Source organism: Antarctobacter jejuensis (assembly GCF_052266595.1).
GTDB lineage: Bacteria > Pseudomonadota > Alphaproteobacteria > Rhodobacterales > Rhodobacteraceae > Antarctobacter > Antarctobacter jejuensis.
This window is the reverse complement of sequence record NZ_JBQQXJ010000002.1, coordinates 36630-62789: the sequence shown is the minus strand read 5'-3', so window position 1 is coordinate 62789 and position 26160 is coordinate 36630. Positions and strand designations below refer to the sequence as shown.

Genomic DNA, 26160 nt, shown 5'->3' with positions numbered 1-26160 from the left:
CGTCAGCCCAGTTCTTCGTCGCTGTAGAGCACGCCGTCGGCATCGCCGTAGAGCCAGCCGCCGGGCCGGAAGGCGACGCCGCCAAAGCTGATCGGGCAGCCGACCTTGCCCCAGCCTTCCTTGGCGCTTTTGACCGGAGAGGTGGCCAGCGCAAAGACCGTCTGGTCGATGGTGTCGATTTCCGCGCTGTCGCGGATCGCGCCGTTGATGACGATCCCGGCCCAGCCGGACTGGATCGACAGCTCGGCCAGCATGTCGCCCAGCAGGGCGATGCGGGTGGAACCGCCGCCGTCGACCACGAGGATGCGGCCCTGTCCCGGGGTTTCCAGCTGTGCGCGCACTTCTGTGTTGTCCTCGAAACATTTCACGGTCTGGATCTGGCCGCGAAAATGCGGTTTCGCGCCGAATTTGCGGAACGGGAGGTGGACAAGCGTCAGCTTGCTTGCGTGGCTGTCGATCAGGTCGGCGGTTTTCATGAGGCCCTCAGATGGTTCCGAATGTGGATTTCAGGTCGGCCACGTCATCGTCTGACAGGAGCCGGGTTGGCACGCCGCGCAGGGCGACAAGCGGCTTGGCGGTTTCCTCAAGCTCTTCTGCCGCGCAGACAGCAGAGACATTGCCCTCCGTGCCCACGGAAAAACCGCGCTCAAACAGCGAGCGGCAGAGGTGCGCCATGTCGTGACGGAGTTGGTTTTCGTCCGGGGTCATTGCTGTCCTGCCATGACGCTGAGCGCCTTGGCAAAGAAGTCCGGCGCGCCGAAGTTGCCCGATTTCAGCGCCAGCGCGACGGGGGATTCCGTTCCGATGGTCAGGACCGGCACGCCGGGGTCGATTTCGGGGCCGATCACCATGGCGGGCGCGTCGAGCGTGGCCGACACGGCCTGCGCCACCGCGCCGGAGGTCTCGCCGCCCGCCACGATCAGGCGGTTGTAGCCGCGTGCCAGAAGGGCGCGCGCGGTGTCGGCAAAGAGCGCGTCCAGCTCGGCTGACACGGCCTCGCGGCCGAACCTGTCCTGCAGGGCGCGCACCTCCTGCGGTGTGCCGGAGGAATAGGCCAGCGGGGCCTTGCCTATGTTCTGCGCCATGAAATCGACCAGCGTGTCGGCGGTGATCTCACCGGCCATCACGCGGGGCACGTCGATGGCCAGCACCGGATGCGCCTTGGCGTGCGTGTCGATCTGCCCGCGTGTCGCCCCGGAGCAGGAACCGGCAAGGATCGCCTCGGGGCCGGTCAGCGGGGTGAAGGGGCTGGATGCGCCGCCCGCCTGTCCCCGGCGGATGAAATTGCGCGGCAGGCCAAGCGCGATGCCGGAGCCGCCGGTGACAAAGTGGGCATCGGCCAAGGCCTCACCGATGGTCAGCAGGTCACCGTCGCTGATGGCATCGACGACACAGAGCGTGGCGCCCCTGGCCGCCTCATCCTGCAGCGCGGCGGCCACCGCCCCTGCCCCCTTCGCGACCTGCGCCTGTGCGACGTGGCCGACGGGGGCCTTGCATTGCAGGCCAAGGAAGCGACGAATGTCCGGGTCCGTCATCGGGGTCAGCGGATGGTTCTGCATCCCGCTTTCGCTGAGCAGCTTGTCGAAGACAAAGAGATGCCCCTGATAGATGGTGCGCCCCGCCGTCGGAAAGGCCGGGCAGACCACCGCCCCCTTTGCATCCAGCGCGGCGGCCAGCGCCTCGGCCACGGGGCCGATATTGCCCTGGGGCGTGGAATCGAAGGTCGAGCAATATTTGAAGACGATCTGCACGCAGCCCTGCGCGCGCAACCAGTCGAGCGCGGCCAGCGAATCCGCCACCGCCTGCGCCACCGGGGCCGAGCGGCTCTTGAGCGATATCACCCCGGCCTCGACCCCCTCTGGCGCGGGGCCGGTCGGGATGCCGGAGAACTGCGCCGTCCGCAATCCGCCTTCGGGTGCGACGCCCTTGGCAAGGGTGTTGGCGATGTCGCTTGCGCCCGTGAAATCATCCGCGATCACACCGATCAGCATCAGGCGGTCTCCTTTCTGTCGGCTATCAGTTGCTTCATCTCCGCAATAGCAGCCTCTGGGCTGGTCAGCACGGGCAAGGCGGTCACAGCACGGCAGGCCGGGCCCGCCGGGGCCATCGAGAAATGCGCAAGCAGGATCACATCGGCGTCCTGCACGGCGGCGGCGGTGGCCGCGATGATGCGGTCGTGTTCCGCCGCGTCCCCGGCCTGAAGCGCCTCTCGCGCGCCGGGGGCCAGCACCGAGCGGATGGTGGCGGAGGGGCGCAAGGCGGCGGCATCGTGACGGAACTCCTGCTCCATTCCGGCCACGGCAGGCGGAAAGGTATAGATCATCACGGCGCGGTCGCCCAATGCCAGCGCCTGTTTGAACATGGATTCATTCGGCTTCAGCACCGGCACGGGAGAGCTGCGCGCGGCCTGTTCGATCCCGGCGCCGAAGGCAGAGCAGGTATAGAGGATGCCGTCAGGATGCAGCCCCTCTGCATAGCGGGCCAGCGCCACGATCCGCCGGTCAAGATCGGCGTCGCAAGCCTCCGGCTTTGCCCGGTCGATGGACAGCCCCTCTTCGAGGATGGGCAGCACCTCGACCTCGGGCCAGTTGGCGCGAAGGGCGGTTTCTATCGGCTCCATCGCCAGTCGCGTGGCGTGGATCAGCACGAGCCTTGGGGGATGGGACATCAATGGACACCTGCGGTTCGAGTGGATGGCGCCCCGGCGTCGGAGCGCCATCCGGGTGTGGCTGACTATAGGAGGGTTTCAGCCAGCCGTGACCGCATCGGCAACAAATTTGCCGAAGCTGTCGCAATTTACCGTGCCGCCAAGGTCACGGGTCCGTTTGGCCGGGTCATCCAGAACCCTGTCCACCGCCTCGGTGATTGCCGCCCCTGCGGCCATGAGCTTGGCGTTGTCGCGTTGTTCGCCCAGCCATGTCAGCATCATGGCCGCCGAAAGGATCAGCGAGGTCGGGTTGGCGACGTTCTGCCCCTGAATGTCCGGGGCCGATCCGTGCTGCGCCTGCGCGCAGACAAGGCCGGTTTCGGCGTTGGCGTTGATCGACCCGGCAAGGCCAAGGCTGCCAGACAGTTCGGACGCGAGGTCCGACAGGATGTCGCCGTAGAAGTTGGTCGCCACCACCACGTCATAGGTTTCGGGCTTGCGCACCAGAAGGGCGGCAAAGGCGTCGACGATCAGTTCCTCTGTCTCGACCTCGGGGAAGTCCTTGGCCACCGCGCGGAAGCATTCGAGAAACAGCCCGTCCGTCATCAGGAAGGAATTCGCCTTGTGGATGGCGGCGACCTTTTTCTTGCGCTGCATCGCCAGCTTGAACGCCTCTCGGCAGATCCGCATGGAGCCATGGCGCGTGATCTTGCGCACCGACAGGGCCATGTCGGGGTCGGGCATCATCTCTCCCACGCCCTTGAACATGTTGCGGTCGGGGTAGAAGCCTTCGGTCGCCTCTCGCATGATGACCAGATCCATGCCGGGAGCCTTGGATTGCAGAAAGCTGCGCGAGCGGGCCGGACGCACGTTGGCGTACAGGTCGAGGCCGATGCGAAAGCCTGCCGAGACGTTGCGCCCGCCTTCGGCGACGGGCGGGTAATCCATGTGCGACTGGGTGCCGAGGATCACGCCGTCAAAGTCTGTCCGCGCGCGGTCCAGCACCTCTTCGCGCAGGGTGATGCCGTATTTTTCGAGGCTGGGAAAGCCGGACATCTCTTCGTGAAACGTGAGCCCCAGGCCGAACTTCTGGTTGGTCGCTTCGACCACGTCGAGGGTCGCCGCCATGATCTCTGGTCCGATCCCGTCACATGGCAGGGTCATGATACGCATTGTTTGTCTCCTTCGAATAGCGGGCCGAAACCGTGTTTCGGGGCCGTGTCTTGTCATCCCGCCCGGAGCGGCCCGGGCGGGTAAATTCGTTGTTCTGGCGGCTCAGTCGCCGATCTGTTCCGGGCCGGTGTCGTCCTGCAGGTCCTCGCGCTTGGCCTTCATCTGGCGTTTGACCCTGCGGCCAAGGACCATCGGCAGCACGAAGCCGGTGATGGCGATGAGCCAGAGGATGATGGCCAGCGGGCTGCCCACGAGGATCGACCAGTCGCCATCCGACACCGTCAGGGCGCGGCGCAGGTTCACCTCCATCTCGTTGCCCAGAAGGATGCCGAGGATGATCGGGACAAGCGGCACGTCAAGCTTGCGCAGCACCCAGCCCGCAAGGCCGAAACCGACCATCAGCATGACGTCAAAGGTCGATCCGGTGATGCCGTAGATCCCGACAAAGGACACCATCGCGACCACCGGCATCAGAATCCGGGTCGGCACCAGCAGGACGCGGGTGAACAGGCCGACCAGCGGGATGTTCAGAGCCAGCAGCATGAAGTTGCTGATGAACAGGGCCGCGATCAGGCCCCAGACCACATCGGGGTTCTTCTGGAACAGCAAGGGGCCGGGGGTGATGTTCAGTTGCAGCAGCACGGCCAGCAGGACCGCCGTGGTGCCCGAGCCCGGCACACCCAGCGCCAGCATCGGCACCAGCGCCCCGCCCGAGGCGGCGTTGTTGCCCACCTCGGGTGCCACCACACCGCGCGGATCGCCCTTGCCGAAGGTCTTGCCATCCGGGTCGACCACGGCCTTTTCCATCGAATAGGACAGGAACGATCCCAGCGAGGCCCCTGCCCCCGGCAGGACGCCGGACAGGAAACCGATCACGGTGGAGCGGCCCATGGTGGGGATGCAGCGTTTCAACTCTCGGAAGTCGGGCATGATGCGCCCGATCTTGGTGGCGGCGGTGCTGCCAGCGGCCGCGCCGCCCTTGTGCGCCTCTAGGAAGATGAAGACCTCGCTGATGGCAAACAGGCCGACGATGGCGATCAGGAAGTCGATGCCGTCGAACAGGTGGATATGGTCGAAGGTAAACCGCTGCGAGCCGGTCTGCGAGTCGCTGCCGATCATCGCGATGCCAAGGCCAAGGGCGGCGGCAAAGGCCGATTTCGCCTGGTTGGTGGAGGAGATCCCGCCCAGCGTCGCAAAGGCCAGCGTGAACAGCACGAAATATTCCGCCGGGCCGAAAAGCAGCGCGATCTTGACCAGTTGCGGCGCCAGCAGGACCAGCCCCCATGTCGCAAAGAACGCGCCCACAAAGGAGGCCACGCCCGACAGCGACAGCGCCTCACCGGCCTTGCCCTGCAAGGCCATCGGATAGCCGTCGAGGCAGGTCATCATGGCCGGTTCATCGCCGGGGATGTTCAGCAGGATCGAACTGATCCGCCCGCCGTACATCGCGCCGTAGTAAACGGAGGTCAGCAGGATCAGCGAGGCGACGGGGCCAAGGCCCAGCGAAAAGGCGATTGGGATCAGGATGGCCACGCCATTGGCGGGACCAAGGCCGGGCAAGGCCCCCATGAGCGTGCCGAGAAAACAGCCCAGAAGTGCGAGAAACAGGTTCTGCGCGGTGAAGGCCACGGCAAAGCCGTCGCCGAGATTTGCAAGAGTTTCCAATGTCTTTCCCCCTCAGAAGCCCAGCGGCCCCTTGGCCAGCGACAGGCCAAGGATCAGGTGAAAGACAACGTAGATCCCGCCAGAGGTCGCAACGCCGGTCACAAGCGCGCCCAACGGCTTGGTCCCCAGACGCCATGTCAGGTAGGCGGTGGCGAAGACGGTCGAGATGATGAAACCCAGATCGGACAGAACCCAGCCGTAAAGGAACATCACTGCCCCGGCCATGCCGACCTCTGCCAGGTCGCCCATGACCGGCCATTCGGGTTCGGGGTCGGGCTTCAGCAGAAAGTAGACCGAACTGATGCCCAGAATGGCGCCGACAATGTAGGGGAACGTCCGCGGCCCGATGACGTCCACCATAAAGCTGAGTTCGATGATGGATGCGGCCCAGATGTAGAACACGGCAAGTGCCAGCCCGACACCTCCGAAGATACGGTCGCTCATTTAGTCCTCCCATGAAGCAACTTCGGATGAGGCCGCCCCGCACCGGGGCAGCCTCTGGTCAGGCATCACTTGATGATGCCGATTTCCTTGGAAATCTGGGTGATGTCGGCAAGGTTGCCGTCGACGAACACCTGCATGTCATCGCCGAAGTTGTTGAACGGTTCGATGGTCTGCGCCTTCAGCGCGGCCTTGAAGCCTTCGTCTTCGGTCATCTTCATGATGGCGTTCTTCCAGAACTCCTTGGCCTCGTCCGAGGCGCCCTTGGGCATGTAGAGACCACGCCAGTTGGCACCGACCACGTCATAGCCCTGCTCCTTGGCGGTGGGGATGTCGGGATAGGCCTCGATCCGTTCGGGGGCGAGGATCGCGATCACCTTGATGTCGCCGGAATCGACAAAGCCGCGCATTTCCGAGAAATCGCCCGACAGCGCCTCGACCGCGCCGGACAGCAGGCCGGTCATCGCCTCGCCGCCACCGGAATAGGCGACATATTTCAGGCTTGTGACATCCTCGATGCCTGCGGCCTTGGCCAGCAGCATCGGCTTGATGTGATCATAGCTGCCGACAGAGGACCCGCCCGAGATGCCGACCGATTTCGGGTCGGCCTTGATGGCGTCCATCATCTGGGTCAGCGAGGTGTAGGGCGAATCCGCCGGAACGGCGATGGCGCCGTATTCCGCGCCGAAGGTCGCCAGCCAGTGGATGTCATCGGGTGTCGCGCCTTTGTAGATGCCCTGCGCGATCCGCGCCGTGGTGCTGACTGAGGCCGCCACGATCAGGGCGTCATCGTCATTGCGTTCCTTGGTGACATGGGCAAAAGCCACGCCGCCGCCACCGCCGGACATGTTCGTGACCTGCATCGAGTCGTCGATGATGCCGAGGTCGAACAGGAATTTTGCCGTGGTGCGGCAGATGAAATCCCAACCGCCGCCGGGGTTGGACGGCGCGATGCATTCGGGGTTTTCGGGCTGAAAATCCTGCGCCTGCGCGGCGGTGAAGGCGCCCGTTGCGGCGAAAAGCGCGACGGCCCCCAGCTTGAGGGTTTTCTTGATCATGGGTGGTTCCTCCCTGTGCGTAAACAGTGCGAAGCGAATCCTCACTTCGCGATGCAGATTGCATCTTTAACTTTTAAAAGCCAATCTGAATTTTGTGGTTTTTGAACGGAATCTGGTGGACTGACAGCACCAGACGCAGATAAAACAAGGACAACCGGCTGATTACGTTTGGTTTTAGGATGGGGCCAAAGCTGAACACCCTTGGCGAAATTTGGCTCTTTTGGCGTTGAAAGGCCTCTCTGACACGCTGAAAAGCCACCTGTTGGCAAAAATCAGGGCCAAGTTGCATCCGCCACGCCCAATGGGGCCGGTCACGGGCGGGCCGGGTTGACGCGGATTGGCTTTATGCGCTTCATAGTGCCATAAAATCGGATTTCAGAGCCAATGGACCTCTCGACAGGTGAAACCAGAATGAAAACCTCATCCCTGCCAAAATCCATCGCAGAGACCATCGCCGGGCGGATCGCCTCTGGCGTACTTGCGCCCGGCGCGCATCTGAGCGCCCAGAAGGTTGCGGATGAATTCGGGGTGTCACGGTCGCCCGTGCGCGAAGCGCTGACCCTGCTCGAAGATCAGGCGATCCTGCAGCGGGAAAAGAACCGGGGCTACTTTGTCACCGAGGCGTCGCGCAGGCGCAGCCTTGACGTCAACAACGGCACGCCGGTGGACGATCCCAGCGACCCCTACATCCGCTTTGCCGAGGATTGGCTGGATGACCGGATCCCCGCTGACGTGACCGAACAGATGCTGCGCGACCGCTATGGCCTGACAAAGGCGGGTGTGAACGAAATCCTGCATAGGGCCAGCCACGAGGGCTGGGCCGAACGCAAACAGGGCTATGGCTGGTCCCTGTTGCCGGTCGCGAAGACGCCGGAAGGCTTTGATCAGGTCTATCGGTTCCGGATGGTGATCGAACCGGCGGCGATCCTTGAGCCGGGGTTCAAGATCTCCAACAGCGTGATCGAGAAACTGCGCGCCGATCAGTTGCGGATCCTCGACAGCGATACGACGCGGATTCCCACCTTCAACCGATTGGAAAAGGGGTCCGAGTTCCACGAGGAACTGATCAAGATGTGCGGCAATCCCTATTTTCACACCGCGCTTGTGCGGGTGAACCGGATGCGGCGCCTGATGGAATACCGCGCCAAGGTCGATCCAGAGCGGCTGGCGATCCAGTGCCGGGAACATCTGGAGATCCTCGACCTCGTGGCGCGCGGGGAGCTGATCGAGGCGTCTTATGCCATGCGGCAGCACCTTGGCGGGGCGCTGCGGAAGAAGTCACCGATCGAGTGGGATTGACGGCGCGCGTTGCGCCCGCAGGGTACGAAAAAGCCGCCCCGAGGGGCGGCTTTTGCTTTGTCTTCTCAAGGGGGTGACGATTATTCGTCGTCCAGTGACTCGACCGCTTTTTGCAGGTCTTCCTTGGAGATTTCCTTTTCCGTCACCTCGGCCTTTTCGACGATGTGGTCAACGACCTTGTCCTCGAAGATCGGGGCGCGCAGCTGCTGCTGCATGCCGGGGTTCTGGCGCACGTAGTCAAAGAATTCGCGCTCCTGACCCGGGTACTGGCGGGCCTGGTTCATGATCGCCTGGGTCATCTCGGCGTCGGACACCTCGACCTCGGCCTTTTGGCCCACGTCAGCCAGCAGCAGACCAAGGCGCACGCGGCGCTCGGCCAGTTTGCTGTGCTCTTCGGTGGTCTCGATCTCGGGGTGATCGTGACCTTGCACGTCGGGGTTTTCCTCGTGCCACAGCTGGTGGGCGATCTGCTTGGCCTCGGCCTCGACAAGGCTCGGCGGCAGGTCGAAGGTGACCAGTTCGTCCAGCTTGTCCAGCAGCGCGCGCTTCATCACCTGACGGGCGGCGCCGGCATATTCGGCTTCGAGACGCTCACGGATCTGGTTCTTGAGGCTGTCGAGATCCTCGGCACCGAACTTGGTGGCCATCTCGTCGTTGATCTCGGCGGCCTTGGGGGCCTTCACGCCCTTGACGGTCACGTCAAAGACGGCGGCCTTGCCGGCCAGATGCTCTGCGCCGTATTCCTCGGGGAAATTGACCTCGACGGCCTTTTCGTCGCCCTTGGACACACCGACCAGCTGCTCTTCGAAGCCGGGGATGAACGAGCCGGAGCCCAGCGTCAGCGGGTAATCCTCGGCGGAGCCGCCGTCGAATGCCTCACCGTCGACCTTGCCGACGAAATCGATCACGACCTGATCGCCATCCTCGGACGCGCCGTCCTTGTCTTCGAAGTCCTGCGCGGTCTTGGCGAGCGATTCCAGCGCCTCATCGACAGCCGATTCCTCTGCCTTGACGACCAGCTTTTCCAGCTTGACGCCGGTCATGTCGACCTCGGGCACCTCGGGCAGCGCCTCGTAGGACATCTCGACGTGGACGTCGTCGCCCTCTTTCCAGTCCTCGTTGGTCATCTTGACCTCGGGCTGGAGCGCCGGGCGTTCACCGGAATCTTCGAAGTGCTGGTTCATGGCACCGTCGATGACTTCCTGCATGGTTTCGCCCAGAACGCGCTGACCAAACTGCTTTTTCAGCAGCGGCATCGGCACCTTGCCTTTGCGGAAACCCTTCATCTCGATGTCGGGCTGGGCTTCTTTCAGTTTCTCGGCGACCTTCTCGTCCAGCTCGGCCGCCGTCACGGTGATGGCGTAGCCGCGCTTGAGGCCCTCTTTCAGCGTCTCGGTGACCTGCATGTCTCTTCCCTCGAATGGTCAAGCGCCCCGGAGTCCGGGGCGCGTGTGTGATCTGCGAATTCGGCACCTTCTATTGCCCGATCCGCCCCGGTGCAAGCCGGATTCAGGCGTCAATCCGCAGGGCATTGGCCTGCAGGTGCCGATAAGGCGTCAACGCGGCGTCATGGACGGCCTCAAGCTCCGCTGCGACGGGCGGCAATGGGCCCTCTGGATCGGCAAACCCGGTGGAGCGGTGGACCGCGTCGTACCAATGCGGCGCCCAGACGCCATCGTCCGGGTGACCGCCCGCAGGCCAGGACAGCATGGCGGGGTCAAAGGGCAGACCGATGGCGGCGCACATGGCGCGCAGCGCGGCTTCCGGCGCGCGGCGGATATCGAAACTGTCGATCACAGCCACCGGCCAGCCGCGGGCGCGGACCTCGTCGTAGATCTGCGCCTGCTGGACAAAGCCGATGTCGTCCAGCGTCGGGTTCTCGCGCTTGGCGGCATAGCTGGCCAGCACGCGCGCCGGATGGCGGATCAGAAAGACATGCGCGGCCCCTGCCCCCCAGTCCAGACTGTCGCCCGGCAAATGATGCTGTGTCATCAGCTTGAGATAAAAATGCGCCGCGCCCTTTGGATCGGGCGCGGCACAACGGCGGGCGACCTCGAGGGGGTCGGCGTCGCCCGCCGCAAGAATCTCGTCCGTCATGGGATGGATAATCCCGGTTCGATCGAGATAAGCGGCATAAAAGGGTTCGTCCCAGACTCCGCAGTCGGCGCGGGCACCGAAGGCGTACATGAGCGCGGTCGAGAGATTGCGCGGACCGGACCAGCAGGCAATGTTCATGCCGGTCCCCCGCACCCGTGAGTGGTGGTCTCTGTGTGTGTCATGTCGCCGGTTTTGCGCCGAAATGGCGCCCGCGTCGAGGGGCTTGGTTCAGGCTACTTGTTTCACCTCAAACCCCAGAACCTCGTCCAGCAATTGCCCCCAGCCTTCGGCAAAGCGCGTCTCGGCATCGCTGGTCGGGTCCTCCACATTCTTGTTCGTTCCGGTCCTCAGCTGGCGATCCAGCGCGGCAGTCCATTCTTCGACGGAATGGCCGCTGACCTGCGTCACCTGCCCGGCTCTCTGGTCCGCCAGCCCGTCGACACCGGAGGTCAGCAGCGGGCGGCGCGCGGCGCGGGCCTCTAGCGAGACGAGGCCGAAGGCCTCCCAGCGCGAGGGCATGGCGACCACGTCAACCGCGGCCATCGCCGCCTCGGGCGTGCCGGCGTGACCGTGAAAGACGATGCGCGAGTCGCCGGCGGCCAGCGCCTCGAGCTGTGCGCGCTCGGGACCTTCGCCAAAGATTTCCAGCCGCAGGTTACTGCCTTCAAGCGCGCGGAAGGCCGGGATCAGCACGTCAAACCCCTTTTGCCGGTCCAGACGGCCGATGGCGCCGATGGTGCGCAGCGGGCCCTGCGGCGCGGGCATGGCACGGAACCCGTCCAGCGCCACGACCGGGTTGATGAAATGCAGCGACCCGGCGCCGACCAGCCCGCGGATCCGCATCCACATCGCCTGAGTCGCGCTGACGGCGACCACCTTGTCAAAGAGGGCATATGCCGTGCGCAGCAAGGTCTGAAAGCGGGTCCGGGCCGTGACGTTCAGCGCGGTGAAGGCGCTGGTATAGCTGTGTTCGACATGGATCAGCGGCGTATTGGCGTGGCGCGCGCGGAACAGGATCAGCGCGGGCAGCATGCGCCAGTTGATGGTCAGGTGCGAGACGATGACATCGGCCCGGACCTGCGGCAGCGGCTTGCCGCGCGAAACCTGCATGATGCGGTGATCGGCTGCGGCCGCCATCAGCGGGCTGGAGCTGATATGGTCGAGAACGCGCATCACGCCGCCAGCGGTACTGTCGTCGATGAGGTGAAGTACAGTGGGACGGGTGGTCATGGCAAACTCCTTGGTCATCGTTACGATCAGCGAATGGCGCGAAGGCCGGGGTGGAACCGCTTGACGGCGGTCAGAAGGCCGGGACCGGCAAGGCTGAGTGCCGTTCCGGCGGCAAGCGTGGTCAGGGTCTTGACCGGTTCTTCGGTCAGCGGTGCGCGGGACTGGCGCATTGAACGGTTGGCGAGGCTGCGCGCGTTGGCGCCATCGCCATCGCTGACCGCGCGGCGCGCGAGGTAGCGCAACTGGTAGGCGCGCGCGGCCCGTTCGTGGCGGGCAAAGAAGGCCGGAGCGATCGGGCGCAGCTTGGCCACCATCCGCTCCCACGAGGCGAGCTGCTTGGCGGTGTTGGCCGACAGGCCGCCCGGATTGATCCGGTAGGAGGTCAGCAGCCCCGCCACGCCTTCGACCTTCCAGTCGGTGGTCAGGCACAGGCGCATCCAGCATTCGATGTCCTCGGACTGGCGAAAGGATTCGTCAAAGACCCAGTCGCGGAACATTTCGAAATGCGGGCGATAGGCCAGGGATTGCAGGGCCTCGCGGCGGAACACCGGGGAGGAGCCATTGCCGATCGGGTTGCGCTTGAGCACATGTGCGGCGGTGATGTCCTTCAGGCGCGGGGTCTGGGCGTGGCCGGTGTCACGGCTTTCGGTGTCGATCAGGCGCGAGCCCGCGTAGCTGAGGCCGACCTCGGGCGCGGATTGCAGGTGCAGCACATGGGCGCTCAGCTTGCCCGGCGCCCAGAGATCATCCGCGTCGCAGAAGCCGACGAATTCGCCGCGTGCCGCGTGGATGCCGCTGTTGCGTGCGCCGGCGAGGCCCCGGTTGACCTGCGACACGATGCGGATGCGCGCGTCTTCACGGGCGAAATCCTCTGCGATTTGCGGCGTTTCATCGGTGGAGCCATCGTCGACGATGATGATTTCAAGGTCGCGGTAGGTCTGGGCCCTCAGCGAGCGCAGGGTTTCCGGCAGGGTCGCCGAAGCGTTGAAGGCGGGAACGACGATCGAAGCAAGGGGCATGGCGGGTTCCTCAGTTTGCGAACAGGCTGCGGCGCAGGGCGCCAGGAAGAACGGGGGCGGCAAAGGCGGCGGCGGCGGTGGCCCCGCCCCGGCGCAGCGGCGTCAGAAAGGCACGCGGCGCCATGGCCAGCCCCTGCGCCGCAAGGCGGCAGGCGGTGGCCGGCGGGTGGTTCAACCGCAGCGCGCGGCGTGCGAGATAGCGCAGGTGGATCGCCTCGGAGCGGGCGTCGGGGGAAATGCCATAGCGGCGCGCGGTGGTGAGCGCCTGCTCGCGGCCCCGGCGCATCCGGTCCAGATCGGCCGAGAGGCCGCCAGCGCTGGCGCGGTAGCGCACCATCAAGCTGTCGATGCCGACCAGTGCGTGGCCTTCGCCGACAAGGCGGATCAGCCATTCGAGGTCTTCATTGTGGACCATGTCCGGGCGGAACCCGCCAAGCGCCATGAACACGTCACGGCGCACGGCGAGGTTCGACATGGTGCAGACCGGGTTTTCCCCCAGCAGCATCTGGATGCCTACGCGCCCGGCTGGCACGGTGGACAGCGTGGTCAGCGCCTGCGGGTCGTCGTTGAAAAACCCGATCTGGCCAAAGAGCGCATCGCCGGTGCCAGCAGAGAACGCAGAGGCCAGTGTCAGCAGCTTGTTCGCCTCCCACAGGTCATCCGCGTCACAGAAGGCGATGATCTCTCCCTTGGCCTGCGCCGCGCCGAAGTTGCGGGCATCGCTGGGGCCCTTGCCCGGGTTGGCCAGCAGGCGGATGCGGCGGTCGGTGCGGGCGAAGGTGCGCACAAGGGCACAGGTCTCGTCCGGGGATCCGTCGTCAACGACGAGGATCTCGAAGTCGTCGAAGCTCTGGCCCAGCAGGCTGTCCAGCGTTTCGAGGATCGTTGCGGCGGCGTTGTAAGCCGGGATCACGATGGAAAAGCGGGTCATGGGTCAGGCTTTCTGCAAGGCGGGGGTGAAGGCGGTGCCAAGGGCGGGCAGCGAAAGGCCGACCATTGTGACCGAAGCGGTCAGCAGGTAGCCCCAGGCCAAGGCCATCAGGCCCTGCGGCGCCAGCACGACGGTGTTGATCATCAGGGCAAGGGTGATGAGCGCGGTGCCCATCAGTTCCTGCCGCGGGCGGCCCTCTGCCCGCATCCAGCCAGCGGCGCCGGTCCAGAGCATGGTGGGGATCGCCGCGAGGCACAGGATGCCGACGACACCGCTCAGGTCGGCCCATTTCTGGCCCAGCAGCAGCGGCACGTACCAGGGCGCCAGCGCCGCCTGCAGCAGGACGACCGGGGCAACCATGCCGACCGACAGCAGCATTCCCTGGCGCAGCGCGGCGGCGCGGTCCGAGGCGGTGGCGAGGTGCGGGAAGAGCACGGCGCCGAAAGCGGTCGAGAAAGAGGTGGCGAGGCTGAGACCGGCGTTGAAGGCCATGAAGTAAAGACCCAGCGCCTGCGGCCCCAGCAGAAGGCCGACCAGCAGCTTGTCCGCCTGCAGGCGCAGCGCCTTGACGATCTCGACGCCCAGAACGGCCCAGCCGAAGCTGATGAAGGGACGCAGCGGGGCGAACCCCGCAGCGGCGTTGCGGGTCCAGGGATGCAGGCGGCGCACCGCCAGCAGCCAGATCGGCGCGGTCAGCAGGCGCGGCAGCACCAGCACCAGCGCGCCGGGCCAGACCAACGCAAGGCCGACAGACAGGAAGTTGGCGGAAACGGCCTGCGTACCGGCGATGGCCGCCGTCTGGCGCATCTTGCCCACCCGCATCGCCAGCGCGACCTGCACCAGCCCGGCGGGCATGAAGAGGTATTCACCGGCGAGCAGCAGGATCAGCGCGCTGATGATCCAGTGGCCACCCATCGCGTAGGCGATGCCCGCCGCACCGGCCTGCAGCACAAACAGGCCAAGGCACCAGGCCCAGAACAGGCGATGGGCGGTGTTGCAGGTGGCGTCGAGGTCCTCTTCACGGGCGGCGATGATGCGCTGCACCACGCCGTTTTCAGTCAGCGACTTCAGGATATCACCCACCGCAAGCGCCGCAGCCGCAAGGCCGATCTGCGCCGGGTCCAGTACCCGCGCCACGGCGATGACCACGAACAGCCGCGAAGCCTTGGTCGCGGCCTCGGAGGCGCCGTAGGCCAACAGGTGGCCGACAAAGGATTTTTGGGTGCGTTGCAAGGACGAGGTCTCCGATTTTGTTGAAGAAGGTTTACGGCAGGCCATGCCGCCTGTCCTGCGCGCGGCGGGACGGGGATGCGGCGCGATTGGGGCGCACCCAATCCGAAAGGATAGGTTGGCGATCTGGCCACGCCTTGGAACGGACTGTCTGGGTACGGTGGACGTCGCGACGAAAGCCGGTAATTGTCGCTAGTAAAAAAGGGCAAGGTGACCATGAGCGATTCACGCGCGCAAAGACGGGCCCGGACGACAGGTGCGGGTATCGCCCTTGCGCTGCTGGCCAGTTGCGGGCCGATCAAGGGCCCCGACAACATCCCGCCGGTGGCCGAGGGCCGCGCCTATCAGGCGCAGTACCGCGATCCGCCGTCGCGGGCGCAGGCCGATGTCGCGCTGATCTCTGCCCGGATGAACGCGGAACGCTGCCGCCCCGCGCTTGGCGCTGCGAAATGGGAAGGCGGCAAGGGAGCCGCCGTGCTGTCCGCCGCGTTGCTGGGCGAACGGCTGTCACGCAACGACCTGCTGGATATCCGGCTGGCCGAGGATGACACCTTTACCGGCTCTTATGTCGTCGGGCGCGACGGCCTAGTGAAACTGCCCTTCCTGCCGCCGATCCGGGCGCAGGGGCGGACGACCGGCGACGTCGAGCGTGACATCGTGCGGGCGCTGATCAATGACGGTCTGTACGAAGAGGCGCCGCGCATTTCGGTCCGGGTGGCGGATTTCTCCAGCGTCAATATCGCCGTCTCCGGCGCGGTGTTCGAGCCGCATTCGGTGGAAATCGGCCCCAACCCCGGGGCGCAGATCGACACGATGCGTCAGGCGGCGCTGGGGTCCTCGACGGAATCGCGCAACCTGTCCGGCGCGTTGCGCGCGGTGGGCGGCGTGCGGCCGGATGCGGATCTGTCCGCTGTCACCCTGCACCGGGGCGGACACAGCTACCGCATCGACATGCGCGGCGTGTTCCGCGGCAAACATGCGGTCGACGTCATGCTGATCGCCGGGGATGAGATCGAGGTGCCCTCGCGCCTGTGTTTTCAGGATGACCTGATGCGCCCCTCCCCCGTCAGCCCGCCAGGGGTCAGCCTGTTCCTGTCCAACCTGACCCAGCCCGCCACCGGCAATGCCCCCTCGGCCGTCGGGCGCGACGTGCGCGAGGTGCCCTATGGCACGCGGTTCATGCAGGCAGTGGTGGACACCAACTGTGTCGGCGGCGCGCGGGCGTCCAGCGCGCATCGGTCTGCCCTGCTGTTCACACGCGACCCGATGACCGGCGTCTCAATCGTGATAGAACGGCGGATCGAGGATCAGCTGCGCCGGGCCGACCGCGACGACTATGACCCCTACCTGCTGCCGGGCGATTCCATCGCCTGTTACGACAGTTCGGTCACCAACGTGGTCGAGGTGGCGCGGGTGCTTGGCGCGGTGGGCGCGATCGCGACGCTGGCGCGCTGAGGCACAGCACCCCGATCAGATCAGGCCAGCGCGGGCTCCGGCGCGTCGGTCCAGGCCTTGCGGGCGTTTACGACCGCCTCGGACAGTGCTTCGGTGTCTTCTTCCTCGGCGGCCTTTTCGACCATCAAAAGCGCCATGCGCAGGTCCGGCTGGCCAAAGGCCGCCGCGCTGCCCGCGATCTGATGTGCCCGGTCGGCGATTGCGATCCAGTCATTCGGCCCGGTCGCCAACCAGTCGAACAGCTCCTTTGTCTCATCCTTGTAGCGCGCCATCAGGCGGGCCATCGGATCATCAGGTTCGGGCTCCGGCTGCGGTGCCTGTTCCGGCGCGGCAGCGGCGCCGGTGCTGGTTTCTGACACGGGCTGAGGCCGTTCTTCCGGCGCGGCGGCCGGGTCGATCTTGACGATCAGTTGCGCCAGTTCCGCCTTCATCAACGGCTTGCCCAGGAAATCCGTCATGCCGCCCGCGATGAAGCGGTCCTTGGCTTCGGGCAGGACATTGGCCGAGAAGGCAATGATCGGCACGTCGCGGCACGGCCCCTGCCCTTCGCGGATCTTTTTCGTTGCGGTCAACCCGTCCATGACCGGCATCCGGATATCCATCAGAATGAAATCGAACCGGCGCTGCGCCGCCGCATCCACGCCTTCCTGACCGTTCCGGGCTGTCGTGACCTGATGCCCCAGCTTTTCCAGCATGTCGCAGGCCAGTTGCAGGTTGATCTCGTTGTCCTCGACCAGCAGCACGTCGCAGGTGCGGACCTGATGCGATTTTTCCGGTGTCGGGGCCAGTTCTGCCGGTGCCTCGACCGGCAGGACCGGGACCCTCAGCCAAAAGACGCTGCCCTCGCCCAGGGTGCTTTCTGCGCCGATGTCACCGCCCATGGCGTCCACGAACCGCCGGGCGATGCCCAGTCCAAGGCCGGTACCCGCAACGCTGTGCGACAGGGGCGACTGGCCTGTGTGGAAATCCTCGAAAACACGTTCGAGGTCCGCTTCGGATATGCCGACCCCGGTGTCGATGATCCGGATTTCCAGCCAGCGCGCCGCGTCGTCGGCCCGTTCCGGTCCGTCGACCTGTTCGACCTCGATCGAAACCTTGCCCTGCCGGGTGAACTTTATCGCGTTGCCCAAAAGGTTCAGGATCGATTGCTGAAGGCGCGACTGGTCCAGTTCGACCCATTTCAGCGGCGCTCCGGACCAGCCCCATTCGAGCACATTGCCATTGGCCGATGCCGCGCTGGACTGGCTGTCGATGATATCCTGCAGCATCCGCCCCAGGTGCACGGTTTCGATTTCGGACACCGAGGCCCCGGATTCGAACCGCGCCACGTCCAGAACCGCGTCCACATGGCTCATCAGCAGCTTGCCCGAGATCGACATATTGTGGACATAGCGTGTCTGCTGTGGCGTCAGCTTTTCTTCGTCCAGAAGCGCAAGGTTGCCCAGTACCCCGTTCAGCGGCGTGCGGATCTCATGCGTCATCATGGCAAGGAAATCGGCCTTGGCCTTTTCGCCCGCCAGCGCGCGGTCGCGAGCGTCGACCAGTTCGTTTTCCGACGCGACGCGGTGCGAGATATCCCGCAAAAAGCCGATGACGATTTCCTCGGCCCCGGTGTGCGCCGATTCCAGCGCCAGTTCGACCGGGAACACCTCTCCCGAACGGCGCATCGCCTCAAGACGCACACGCCCGTGGCCAACCACCCGCCGGGATCCCGTTTCCTTGAGCCGCTTCATGCCCGCGGTATGCGCCGCGCGCAGGTGGTCCGGGACGATGACCTCGCCGATGTCGCGGCCGACCACTTCTTGTTCGTCATACTGAAAGATGCGCTCGGCAGAGCGGTTGAATTGCTGGATCCGGCCATCCATCCCGGACACGATCACCGCGTCCAGAGAGGTTTCGAGGATCGTGTTGAGGCGCGAATAGGCGGCGGCGAGTTCCTTGCCGCGCCGTTCGGTCTGGCGGCTCGCCACGCGGGCGTGACGCAAGAGATAGGCCAGCGCCAGAATGAGAAGCGCGGTCAGAATGGCCACGCGGGTCAGCGTGAAAGCAACATTGGTGCGCTGCGCATCGGACTGGCGGGCAAAGATCAGGAGGCCAGCGGTCGACAGCGCCCGCACGTCGGGGCGGACAAAATCGAATTCCGATTGAAGCTGATCCAGCTTGGACGCGAGCTCCTCTCGGGGGGCGTCGATCAGGTCGACCGATTTTGTCAGCGCGGCCTGGATGCGTTCCAGCGGGGCGCCAAAATCCGGGGTGCCGCGCAGCGGACCATAGAGATTGCCTTCGCTCAGGGTCGCGATGCGGGAATAGAAGATGTCGAATTCGACGACCAACTGTTCGAGCGCGGCCCCCGAGGCCCGTTCGATCCGCGCCCGGTCCAGCGCGTGCTGCATTTCGAGGAATTCGACCTCAGCCTGCGACAGGGTCCACTGAACATTGTCCGAATCCGCAGATTTCAGCAAACGCAGGTCACGGACGATTTCCAGCGCTAGCGAAACGATCGCCAGAAGGCAGACCGCGGCAGCGCCAAGAAAGGCGGCACGCGAATGCCGCCGGACCCTGTCCAGAAACGTCATGAGCCGGGTGCTCCGTGCCGTGCCACGCCCTTATGGGCGGACGTTCATGCGATCCAGCTGCCAGATGCTGCGCGCATAGATCACCTCTGTCCGGTAGGCGCTGGACGAGGCATAGGGATAGACCAGCCAGAGCGGCCCCTTGTCGCGCCGCGACATAGTCTTGCCATTCATTTCATAGGCGATGATCGGACCGCCATCGACGGCGTCATCGCTGGGAACGGAAACGGCGTAATCATTCAGGGCGATCATCTCGATCTCTGTGCCCTCGGCTCCGACGTATTCAAGAAGCTTGTCCAGTTGAACGCCGGTGAATGTCACCGTGCCGGCCGTCCAGATCGTGTCTGTTTCAAACTGCGTTGCATCGACGTCGCGCAGCATGTCCAGATCGAACTGCGCCTTCCCGTCCATGTTGGTGCGCGTGATCTCACCGCTGATCGTCAGCAGCACCGTCCCTTCGGGCTGAGGCAGATCCTCCGCCCACGCGCCGGAGGACACCACGCAGGCCACTACAGCTGCCCCAAGGAATTCAAACTTGCTCATAATCACAACCCTCTCTGCCACGGCTTTTTTGCCACATATTTCTTGCCGCACAATTAGGGCGTCCGGATAGGAGCCTATCCATACGGATAGGTTTTCGCTTTTCCCTCAATACGCCCCGCGACCGGATACCACGGCACGCGCGGTCATCGCCAGCAACAAAAGGTCCAGAACGAAGCTGCGCGAGCGGACATACGCCACATCCATATCGATCATCTTGTCGAAACCGATGTCAGCGCGGCCCGAAACCTGCCACAGGCCGGTGATGCCGGGCTTGGCGGCCAGACGCTCATGCGCGTGGGTCGGATAGGCGGCCACTTCGCGCGGCAGCGCGGGGCGCGGGCCGACCAGGGACATGTTGCCCTTGAGCACGTTCAGGATCTGCGGCAGTTCATCGATGGAGTAGCGGCGCAGCAGTCGGCCGATCCGGGTCACGCGCGGATCATGGCGCGACTTGAAACAGATGCCGTCGCGGTCGGACTGGGCGCGGATCCCGGCCAGGCGGGCCTCTGCGTCGGTGTGCATCGAGCGGAACTTGTACATGGTGAATTCGCGGCCGTTTTCGCCGACGCGCACCTGCTTGAAGAAAACCGGGCCACGGCTTTCCAGCCGGATCATCAGCGCCACCAGCAACAGCAGCGGCGATGCGGCCAGGATCAGCGCGGCGCTGGCGACGGCGTCGAAGGCGCGCTTGATGATCGCCTCGCGCGGGGTCTGGCCAATGGCATGGACCGCGGCGCGTGCCATGAACGTGAAGTTGCCGACAAGGTAGCGGTTCGCCATGCGGCGCGGCTCCATTGCCAGCCGCCAGGCCCACTCCATCCCGGCCTTGCGCACGGGTTGAGGCGCGCGCTGCACGTTACCGGACAGGAAATCGAACAGGGCGCCGACGCCAAGAACAAGACGCGGGTTCAGCTCATCGGCATGGGTGTTGATCCACAACTCCTGACGCGGCACCCCCATCGCCACCAGCAGAATGTCGGCGCCCGAGGCGTTGATCTCGGCAATCGCCTCGGCGCTGTTGGCGGCGCCGTCGTAACCGTCACGGGTGCCGGCGATGCGCAGGCCGGGAATGCTGAGCGCCAGCTTGCGCGCGGCGGCATCAGCGGTGCCCGGCTTGGCCCCGAAGAGAAAGACGGATTGACCACGGCGCGCGGCGGCGTGCAGCAATTTCGGCGTCAGGTCGGTGCCATTGAGGTTCTCGGTCAACCCCGCGCCCCGCATGCGGGCGGCCAGTTCGACACCGATGCCGTCCGGCAGGATCACGTCCGCGCGCTGCAGGGCGGCGGCATATTCCGGGTCGCGGGCCCGCATGTTGGCGCAATGGGCGTTCAGGAAGTAGATGCGGCGTGCGGTGCCATCCAGCAGGGCCTCGATCGTTTGCTGCGATGTGGCATCCACGATCGGCAGGCCCATGATCTCACGTGTGGGCAGGTCAACGGCGGGGGTAAAGGCGGCTGCGGGATAGGCTTTCATGGCGGGTACTCCGAGGGTGTGTCGTGTTGTTCCCTTCCTCACCCAACAGGCCGCGTTCGCTCAATTCCCGCCAAAGGACGGTTAACGGCGCTTATGGCAGGTGCCCTTTCCCCGTCGGGACGGGCACCGCACCCTTTGCGTCCCGACCTACCCACAAGGGATAGGTTCCCCTCCACTTTCCCCCCTCAAAAGCGCCTGTGCTGGCTTAACAGCGCCCCAATTCAGGTCTAGGTAGATTGGCAGGACAAGACAGGTGCCCCAGATGCGAATACTGATAGCCGATGACCATGATCTTCTTCGCGACACGCTTGTCGCCTTTCTGGGCGCGACGGATGGGTTCGAGATCGGCACCGCCGCCAGCTATACGGAGGCCTGCGAGCGCATCCGCGCCGATGACGCCTATGACCTTGTCCTGCTGGACTACAAGATGCCGGGCATGAACGGGCTGGACAGCCTGCGCGAGGCGCTGGACATGAACGGCGGACAGCGCGTGGCACTGATTTCCGGCGAGGCAACGCGCGAGATCGCCGAACAGGCGCTGGACATGGGCGCGGCCGGGTTCGTCCCCAAGACGCTGCCCGCCAAATCGCTGGTCAACGCGGTGCGTTTCATGGCCATGGGGGAAAAATACGCTCCCATCGATTTCATGACCGCCGCCGAGGAAGAACAGAATCATCCGCTGGCCAAACGCCTGACCCCACGTGAGATGGACGTGCTCAAGGGACTGAGCGAGGGCAAGTCCAACAAGGAAATCGCCCGTGACCTTGGCCTGACGGAACCGACGATCAAGCTGCACATGAAGACGCTCTACCGCAAGCTGGACGTCAACAACCGCACCCAGGCGGCACTGGCCGCGCGCGAGGCCGGCCTGTTCTGAGGCCGGGGTGATCGCGTCAGCCGCTGCTGATGTCCTTTACAAAGAAATGCATGTGCGGGCGCAGCATCGGCTGATCGATATAGGTGGTGGTTTCGATCGGCTCTGCCACCTCGACGAACCCCAGCTTGGGATAGAGGCTGCGCATCTCCACGTTGGGCGTTAGCGTATCCACCACCAGCCGCTGCAGCCCCATGCGCCGCGCCTCTTCGACCCGCACCTCGACCAGCCTGCGCCCTGCCCCGGTGCCGCGCGCGCTGGAGGTAACGTAGAGCCGTTTCAACTCTCCCGTCCGGTCGTCGAGGCATTTCAGCATGCCGCAGCCGACAATCCTGCCCGTCCGGGTGCGCGCCACCGCCAGACAGCCCCGTGGCGGCAGGTAGTCATCCGCATGATCCCAGAATTCGCGCAGGGCGCTTTGCGGGGCGGCAGGGTCCAGATCCACGCCCATCTCGCGCATCCGCCGCACGATCAGGTCATAGTACTCGGACAGAACCTCGTTCAGATCGTCCCGGGACGGCAGGCGGTCACATAAGGTGATTTCTATGGTCATGGGCGCCGGCGCTGTCTGTGTCAGGGCATGGCCAACAGATGACCACCCCGCCGCTGTCCGGTCAATCATTGCCTGACTCTGCCCTGCCCTATCCGCCCGGATAGGGTGCGGGGCATCTGCCCTGCGGATCCCTCCGCCCGGGATGCAGCGGCCGACGATACCAAAGGGTAGAAGACCGGACAAAGGAGCCTCCCCATGACGCTGCAAGACACCTATACCGACCAGCCCCGCAAGGGACCCGCCCTCTCCGTGTTCCGCACGCCGCTGCGCCAGCTGTCGATCAAGCGCCTGTTTCTGGGCGGTCGTCCAGCGGACCTGGGCCGGTTGCCGCGTTACGCCGGGATCTTCCTGCTGAGCACGGCGGCGATCTGGGCCCCGATCACCGGCTATCTCAAGACCGCGCCGCTGAAATTCTCCAGCCACATGTCGCTGATCCTGCCCGGTTCCGGCGCGTCTGCCTCTGTCAACCTCAACGACATCGGGCAGGCCTCTTCCTTTGCCAGTTCGGCCTTTGCGTCCAATTCGATCAGCCCGACCGAGACCTACAAGCGTCTGCTGGGCGCAGGCCGCATCCTGGAAGATGCCGCCGGGCGGCACGGCATCCATCGCAACGCCTTTGGCGAGCCCAAGATCCGGCTGGTCGACCAGACCGCCTTTATCCATGTGGAAATCACCGGCGGCAGCCCCGAAGACGCGCAGGGCCGCAACGCCGCCCTGCTGGCCGCCTTTTTCGATGAAATCGACCGGCTGCGTGCCGATGAGATGTCCACCCGCGAAGATGGCGGGCTGGACGCGATCCGCGAATATCAGGCCTCTGTCGCGGGCACGCGGGATGACATCGCGACCCTGCAGCGCGAAACCGGTCTGCGGTCCGCCGCGCAGTATGACCGGCTGGTCGAGGATCTGGACAGCCTGCGTGCGCAGGTGGACAGCCTGACCACGGAACTGGAACGCTCCGAAGGGGCGGTGCAACGGCTGGAAACGCGGCTGGGCACCGATGCCGAGCATGCCGCGCTGATCCTGCGCGTGAACGCGGACAGCAGCTATGTCGCGCTTTTGGAAACCATGTCCGCCGCCGCCGCCGATCTGGCTGATGTGCGGTCGCGCTATGGATCGCGCCACCCCAAGGTGCAAAGCGCGCAGGCCGCCCATGACGCAGCCGAGGCCAAGGCCGCGGCGCTTGTGGCCGGGATCACCGCCAACCGGATCGACCTTGAGGTGGCCAGCAACGGCGGTCGCACCGATCTGCTGACGGACCTTGTGCGGCAGGAATCAGAGCGCAACGGCATCGCCATGCAACTGGCCGAACTGACCGGGCAACTGCGCGCCGAAACCGCCCGTCTGGACGATCTGGCCCCGGCTGCCGCGCGGCTGGAGGACATGCAGCGCGATTTCAGCGTGGCTGAGGCGGTCTTTGCCTCTGCCATCGCCCGCACGGAATCGTCCAAGTCCGACATCTATGCCTCTTACCCGCTGGTGCAGGTGCTGGAGGACCCGACCCTGCCGGATGAGCCGACTTCGCCCAAGCGCAAGCTGGCCGTGGCCGCCGGGATTGCCGCCACCTTCATGGTCCTGATGAGCCTGCTGCTGGGCTGGCTGCGCAAACCGCTGATCGAAAAGCTGCTGGTGCGCAAGGACGCCAAGGCATGAGCCTTGACGTCACCCCTGCAAACCCGGCCGAGCGTACGCTCTACCGCACCATCGTCTGGACGTGGCCGTTCTACCTGATCGGTGCGCTTTACGTGGTGGGGCCGGTTCTGGCCTGGTCGTTGGGGATGCTGGCGGTGCTGATCCTCTACCTTGGCCCGGCGGTGCGCGAAGACATGCGCGCCACCGGCCCGATCCCCCCGGTCGTCTGGGGCTGGTTCATCGGGATGCTGGTGATGCTGTTCGCGCTTTGGGCCGGGCACATGGACTGGGCGCTGGGGACCAAGAAGACCATCAAAAGCTCTATCGGCTGGGCCAAGGGCTGGGCGCTGTTGTTCATGTTCCCGCTGATTGGCGCGGTACTGCCGGTGCGACGCGAGATCCTTGTGCGTGCGCAATGCCGCCTTGGGTTCTGGACGCTCTGCCTTGCGCCTGTCCTGCTGGCCGCGCCCTATATCGGGATGCCGGAAAAGATCTTCACCTCACCTTTCAAGGCCATCGGCGGGCCGGGGCCAGAGTATTTTTCGGTTTATTTCTTTACCTTCGATCCGGCCTCGTGGACGCCGCGCTGGCAGTTCTATGCGCCGTGGTCGCCCTTTGCCGCGCTCTTGGGCGTTGTGCAGGTGCTGTTCGCGCTGGAAGAAAAGGACCGCAAGTGGATGGCGGCGGGGATCGGTGCCGGAGTGCTAATGATCCTGGCATCGAAGTCGCGGATGGGGCTGGTGGGTCTGGTCGCCTGTACCATCGGCCCGCGCATGATGCCGCTGGTGCTCAAGGCCTGGGCTTGGATGGTGCTGGCCTCGGTCACCGCAACGCTGTCGGTGATCGGCGGCTGGCTGGGCGAAAAGATCGAGGCCTTTGTTGCCGCCTTCAAGGGCGCGCGGGCAGACAGCACCCGGGTGCGCGAAACCCTGCAGCGCATCGCGCAGGAACGTTGGGAGAACGAGGCGGTCTGGTTTGGCCATGGCACTGTGCAGCCCGGTCCGCATCTGGTGGAATACATGCCCATCGGCAGCCATCACACGTGGTTCGGCCTCTTGTTCGTGAAGGGGCTGACCGGCTTTTTTGCTCTGCTGGTGCCGTTGTTATGGCAGACCGGTCTGGCGCTGTGGGATTCGGCGCGGGGGCCGCGCGGGCGGTTGCCCTTGGGGATCATGATGGTGATCGTGCTGTTGTCGATGGGCGAAAACCTTGAGATCGAGGTCTATCTCTTGTGGCCCGCTCTGGTGATCCTTGGCATCCATGCCCGCGAACTGGCCGATGAAAAGGCAGCAAAGCGGGCCGAACAGCGCATGGATATGGCCGCGCAACCGGCCTGAGCACGTTTACTGCTGCCGCGCCTCTGCCATGGCGCGGTAAATGTCCCGCCGCGCGCGGTTGATCGCCCCCAGCGGTCGATGTTCAGGCAGGCTCATCCACGGCGAAAAGCGTGAGGATTCGGCTTGGGCGTCCTGCTCGGGCGTGTTGTCCTGCCGTGGCAGGATTAGTTCGGCCAGCGGGATGAACTCTGCGCCCGCCGCTTCCCAATCGACGCTGGCGTCTTCGACCGGGTGACGCACCGTGTTCCGCTGAATGACAACGCCGAAGGTAAACCGCGCCTCAGCCTTGCCCAGCGCCTGCCAGAGCGCCGCGCGCAATCCGTCCTCGGTTGTGAACTCCCCCGCGGAGCCCCCTGCCCCGATCGCCTTGTATTTCACCGCGTGGGTGCCCAGCGCGTAGGGCGTCGTGCTGTGATAGGTCAGGCCAAGAACGGAGCCCACCCTGCGCCCGGCAAAGGCCTTTGCCGCCCGCAAAACCCGCCGGTGAAACAGCAGCAGCATCGCCAGACCATAACCCGCCGCCAGAGACCGCCACAGCCCGGGCCCGTTGGCGCGCAGCGCCTGAACCGGGGTGAAGTGGCGGTTGAACGGCAGGTACTCTGCCATGTCGGCACAGAAATAGGCGGGATGATCGACCAGCAGGAAATCCTGTTCCCGCACATGTCCGAACCCCGGCAAGAGTTTCTGCCCCGGAACGTCCAGCAGCTTGATCGCCATGCCGCGCACATCCGGTTCCCGGTCATCCTCCTGCCCACCGTTGGAAAACCGCACCAGACAGTCATACTGCGCCCCCGGCTGGAACACGCCCAGCGCCAGCTCCTCTGGCACGTCCTCCTGTACGATGAACCGCGCCCGCACCAATCCGTGATGCTTGCCATGTTGACCGCGTCTGATCACCGGGGGATTGCGCCCCAGCGTCCTGAGGTTTTCCGC

The 26160-nt window shown here is 65.0% G+C and carries 24 protein-coding genes; 5 read left to right on the top strand and 19 right to left on the bottom strand.

From position 1 onward, the window contains the following. Positions 1 to 2: 2 nt before the first annotated feature. From rraA to ACTXGA_RS02915, 8 genes are all read right to left on the bottom strand, one after another. On the bottom strand, positions 3 to 476 hold the full coding sequence (rraA, locus tag ACTXGA_RS02950; protein WP_443391637.1) for a ribonuclease E activity regulator RraA: 474 nt from the start codon (positions 474 to 476) through the stop codon (positions 3 to 5). 7 nt (positions 477 to 483) lie between these two features. Further along, entirely contained in the window at positions 484 to 708 is a 225-nt protein-coding gene (locus ACTXGA_RS02945) for a hypothetical protein (RefSeq protein ID WP_443391636.1), read from the bottom strand. Next, complete coding sequence (gene otnK, locus ACTXGA_RS02940; RefSeq protein ID WP_443391635.1) at positions 705 to 1991, bottom strand: 3-oxo-tetronate kinase; 1287 nt, start codon at positions 1989 to 1991, stop codon at positions 705 to 707. Before otnK ends, ACTXGA_RS02945 begins: the two co-directional genes overlap by 4 nt. Then, entirely contained in the window at positions 1991 to 2668 is a 678-nt protein-coding gene (locus tag ACTXGA_RS02935; protein ID WP_443391634.1) for an aspartate/glutamate racemase family protein, read from the bottom strand. The genes otnK and ACTXGA_RS02935 overlap by 1 nt, the downstream gene beginning before the upstream one ends. 78 nt (positions 2669 to 2746) lie before the next feature. Continuing rightward, a complete protein-coding gene (locus ACTXGA_RS02930; RefSeq protein ID WP_443391633.1) occupies positions 2747 to 3820 on the bottom strand; it encodes an isocitrate/isopropylmalate dehydrogenase family protein in 1074 nt (357 codons plus the stop codon). Positions 3821 to 3922: 102 nt separating this feature from the next. Further along, positions 3923 to 5485: a tripartite tricarboxylate transporter permease gene (locus ACTXGA_RS02925; RefSeq protein ID WP_443391632.1), complete on the bottom strand. Its 1563-nt coding sequence runs from the start codon at positions 5483 to 5485 to the stop codon at positions 3923 to 3925. Positions 5486 to 5497: 12 nt separating this feature from the next. Beyond that, positions 5498 to 5929 (bottom strand): tripartite tricarboxylate transporter TctB family protein, encoded by a 432-nt coding sequence (locus tag ACTXGA_RS02920; protein WP_443391631.1) that lies wholly within the window; start codon positions 5927 to 5929, stop codon positions 5498 to 5500. Between the two features lie 65 nt (positions 5930 to 5994). Next, positions 5995 to 6984 (bottom strand): Bug family tripartite tricarboxylate transporter substrate binding protein, encoded by a 990-nt coding sequence (locus tag ACTXGA_RS02915; RefSeq protein ID WP_443391630.1) that lies wholly within the window; start codon positions 6982 to 6984, stop codon positions 5995 to 5997. A 411-nt stretch (positions 6985 to 7395) separates the two neighbouring features. Here ACTXGA_RS02915 and ACTXGA_RS02910 point away from each other — a divergent pair, with 411 nt between their 5' ends. Further along, positions 7396 to 8283, top strand: a complete 888-nt coding sequence (locus ACTXGA_RS02910; protein WP_443391629.1) for a GntR family transcriptional regulator — start codon at positions 7396 to 7398, stop codon at positions 8281 to 8283. Positions 8284 to 8363: 80 nt separating this feature from the next. On the opposite strand, the gene tig is transcribed toward ACTXGA_RS02910, so the two are convergent. From tig to ACTXGA_RS02880, 6 genes are all read right to left on the bottom strand, one after another. Further along, positions 8364 to 9689 carry a trigger factor gene (tig, locus tag ACTXGA_RS02905; protein WP_443391628.1) on the bottom strand — a complete coding sequence of 442 codons (1326 nt, stop codon included), beginning with the start codon at positions 9687 to 9689 and terminating at the stop codon, positions 8364 to 8366. Positions 9690 to 9792: 103 nt separating this feature from the next. Next, positions 9793 to 10518 (bottom strand): sulfotransferase-like domain-containing protein, encoded by a 726-nt coding sequence (locus ACTXGA_RS02900; RefSeq protein WP_443391627.1) that lies wholly within the window; start codon positions 10516 to 10518, stop codon positions 9793 to 9795. 90 nt (positions 10519 to 10608) lie between these two features. Further along, positions 10609 to 11610, bottom strand: coding sequence for a glycosyltransferase family 4 protein (locus ACTXGA_RS02895; protein ID WP_443391626.1), 1002 nt, complete (start codon positions 11608 to 11610; stop codon positions 10609 to 10611). 26 nt (positions 11611 to 11636) lie between these two features. Next, positions 11637 to 12629, bottom strand: a complete 993-nt coding sequence (locus ACTXGA_RS02890) for a glycosyltransferase family 2 protein (protein ID WP_443391625.1) — start codon at positions 12627 to 12629, stop codon at positions 11637 to 11639. Between the two features lie 10 nt (positions 12630 to 12639). After that, a complete protein-coding gene (locus tag ACTXGA_RS02885; protein ID WP_443391624.1) occupies positions 12640 to 13560 on the bottom strand; it encodes a glycosyltransferase family 2 protein in 921 nt (306 codons plus the stop codon). 3 nt (positions 13561 to 13563) lie between these two features. Then, positions 13564 to 14793 (bottom strand): oligosaccharide flippase family protein, encoded by a 1230-nt coding sequence (locus ACTXGA_RS02880; RefSeq protein ID WP_443391623.1) that lies wholly within the window; start codon positions 14791 to 14793, stop codon positions 13564 to 13566. A 213-nt stretch (positions 14794 to 15006) separates the two neighbouring features. Here ACTXGA_RS02880 and ACTXGA_RS02875 point away from each other — a divergent pair, with 213 nt between their 5' ends. Continuing rightward, positions 15007 to 16245 carry a polysaccharide biosynthesis/export family protein gene (locus ACTXGA_RS02875; RefSeq protein WP_443391622.1) on the top strand — a complete coding sequence of 413 codons (1239 nt, stop codon included), beginning with the start codon at positions 15007 to 15009 and terminating at the stop codon, positions 16243 to 16245. A gap of 20 nt (positions 16246 to 16265) precedes the next feature. Here ACTXGA_RS02875 and ACTXGA_RS02870 read toward each other — a convergent pair whose 3' ends face one another. The 3 genes from ACTXGA_RS02870 to ACTXGA_RS02860 form a co-directional block, all read right to left on the bottom strand. Beyond that, positions 16266 to 18821, bottom strand: coding sequence for an ATP-binding protein (locus ACTXGA_RS02870; protein WP_443391621.1), 2556 nt, complete (start codon positions 18819 to 18821; stop codon positions 16266 to 16268). Positions 18822 to 18851: 30 nt separating this feature from the next. Further along, positions 18852 to 19361: a putative pterin-binding protein gene (locus ACTXGA_RS02865; protein ID WP_443391620.1), complete on the bottom strand. Its 510-nt coding sequence runs from the start codon at positions 19359 to 19361 to the stop codon at positions 18852 to 18854. Positions 19362 to 19466: 105 nt separating this feature from the next. After that, a complete protein-coding gene (locus tag ACTXGA_RS02860; protein WP_443391619.1) occupies positions 19467 to 20834 on the bottom strand; it encodes a WecB/TagA/CpsF family glycosyltransferase in 1368 nt (455 codons plus the stop codon). 262 nt (positions 20835 to 21096) lie between these two features. On the opposite strand from ACTXGA_RS02860, the gene ACTXGA_RS02855 reads away from it, so the two are divergent. Beyond that, entirely contained in the window at positions 21097 to 21711 is a 615-nt protein-coding gene (locus tag ACTXGA_RS02855) for a response regulator transcription factor (protein ID WP_443391618.1), read from the top strand. 16 nt (positions 21712 to 21727) lie between these two features. Here ACTXGA_RS02855 and ACTXGA_RS02850 read toward each other — a convergent pair whose 3' ends face one another. Continuing rightward, entirely contained in the window at positions 21728 to 22261 is a 534-nt protein-coding gene (locus tag ACTXGA_RS02850) for a GNAT family N-acetyltransferase (RefSeq protein WP_443391617.1), read from the bottom strand. Between the two features lie 195 nt (positions 22262 to 22456). Here ACTXGA_RS02850 and ACTXGA_RS02845 point away from each other — a divergent pair, with 195 nt between their 5' ends. Continuing rightward, positions 22457 to 23911, top strand: coding sequence for a GumC family protein (locus tag ACTXGA_RS02845; protein WP_443391616.1), 1455 nt, complete (start codon positions 22457 to 22459; stop codon positions 23909 to 23911). Beyond that, positions 23908 to 25227: an O-antigen ligase domain-containing protein gene (locus tag ACTXGA_RS02840; protein WP_443391615.1), complete on the top strand. Its 1320-nt coding sequence runs from the start codon at positions 23908 to 23910 to the stop codon at positions 25225 to 25227. Before ACTXGA_RS02845 ends, ACTXGA_RS02840 begins: the two co-directional genes overlap by 4 nt. A 6-nt stretch (positions 25228 to 25233) precedes the next feature. On the opposite strand, the gene ACTXGA_RS02835 is transcribed toward ACTXGA_RS02840, so the two are convergent. Beyond that, positions 25234 to 26124, bottom strand: a complete 891-nt coding sequence (locus ACTXGA_RS02835) for a catalase family protein (RefSeq protein WP_443391614.1) — start codon at positions 26122 to 26124, stop codon at positions 25234 to 25236. Between the last annotated feature and the right edge of the window lie 36 nt (positions 26125 to 26160).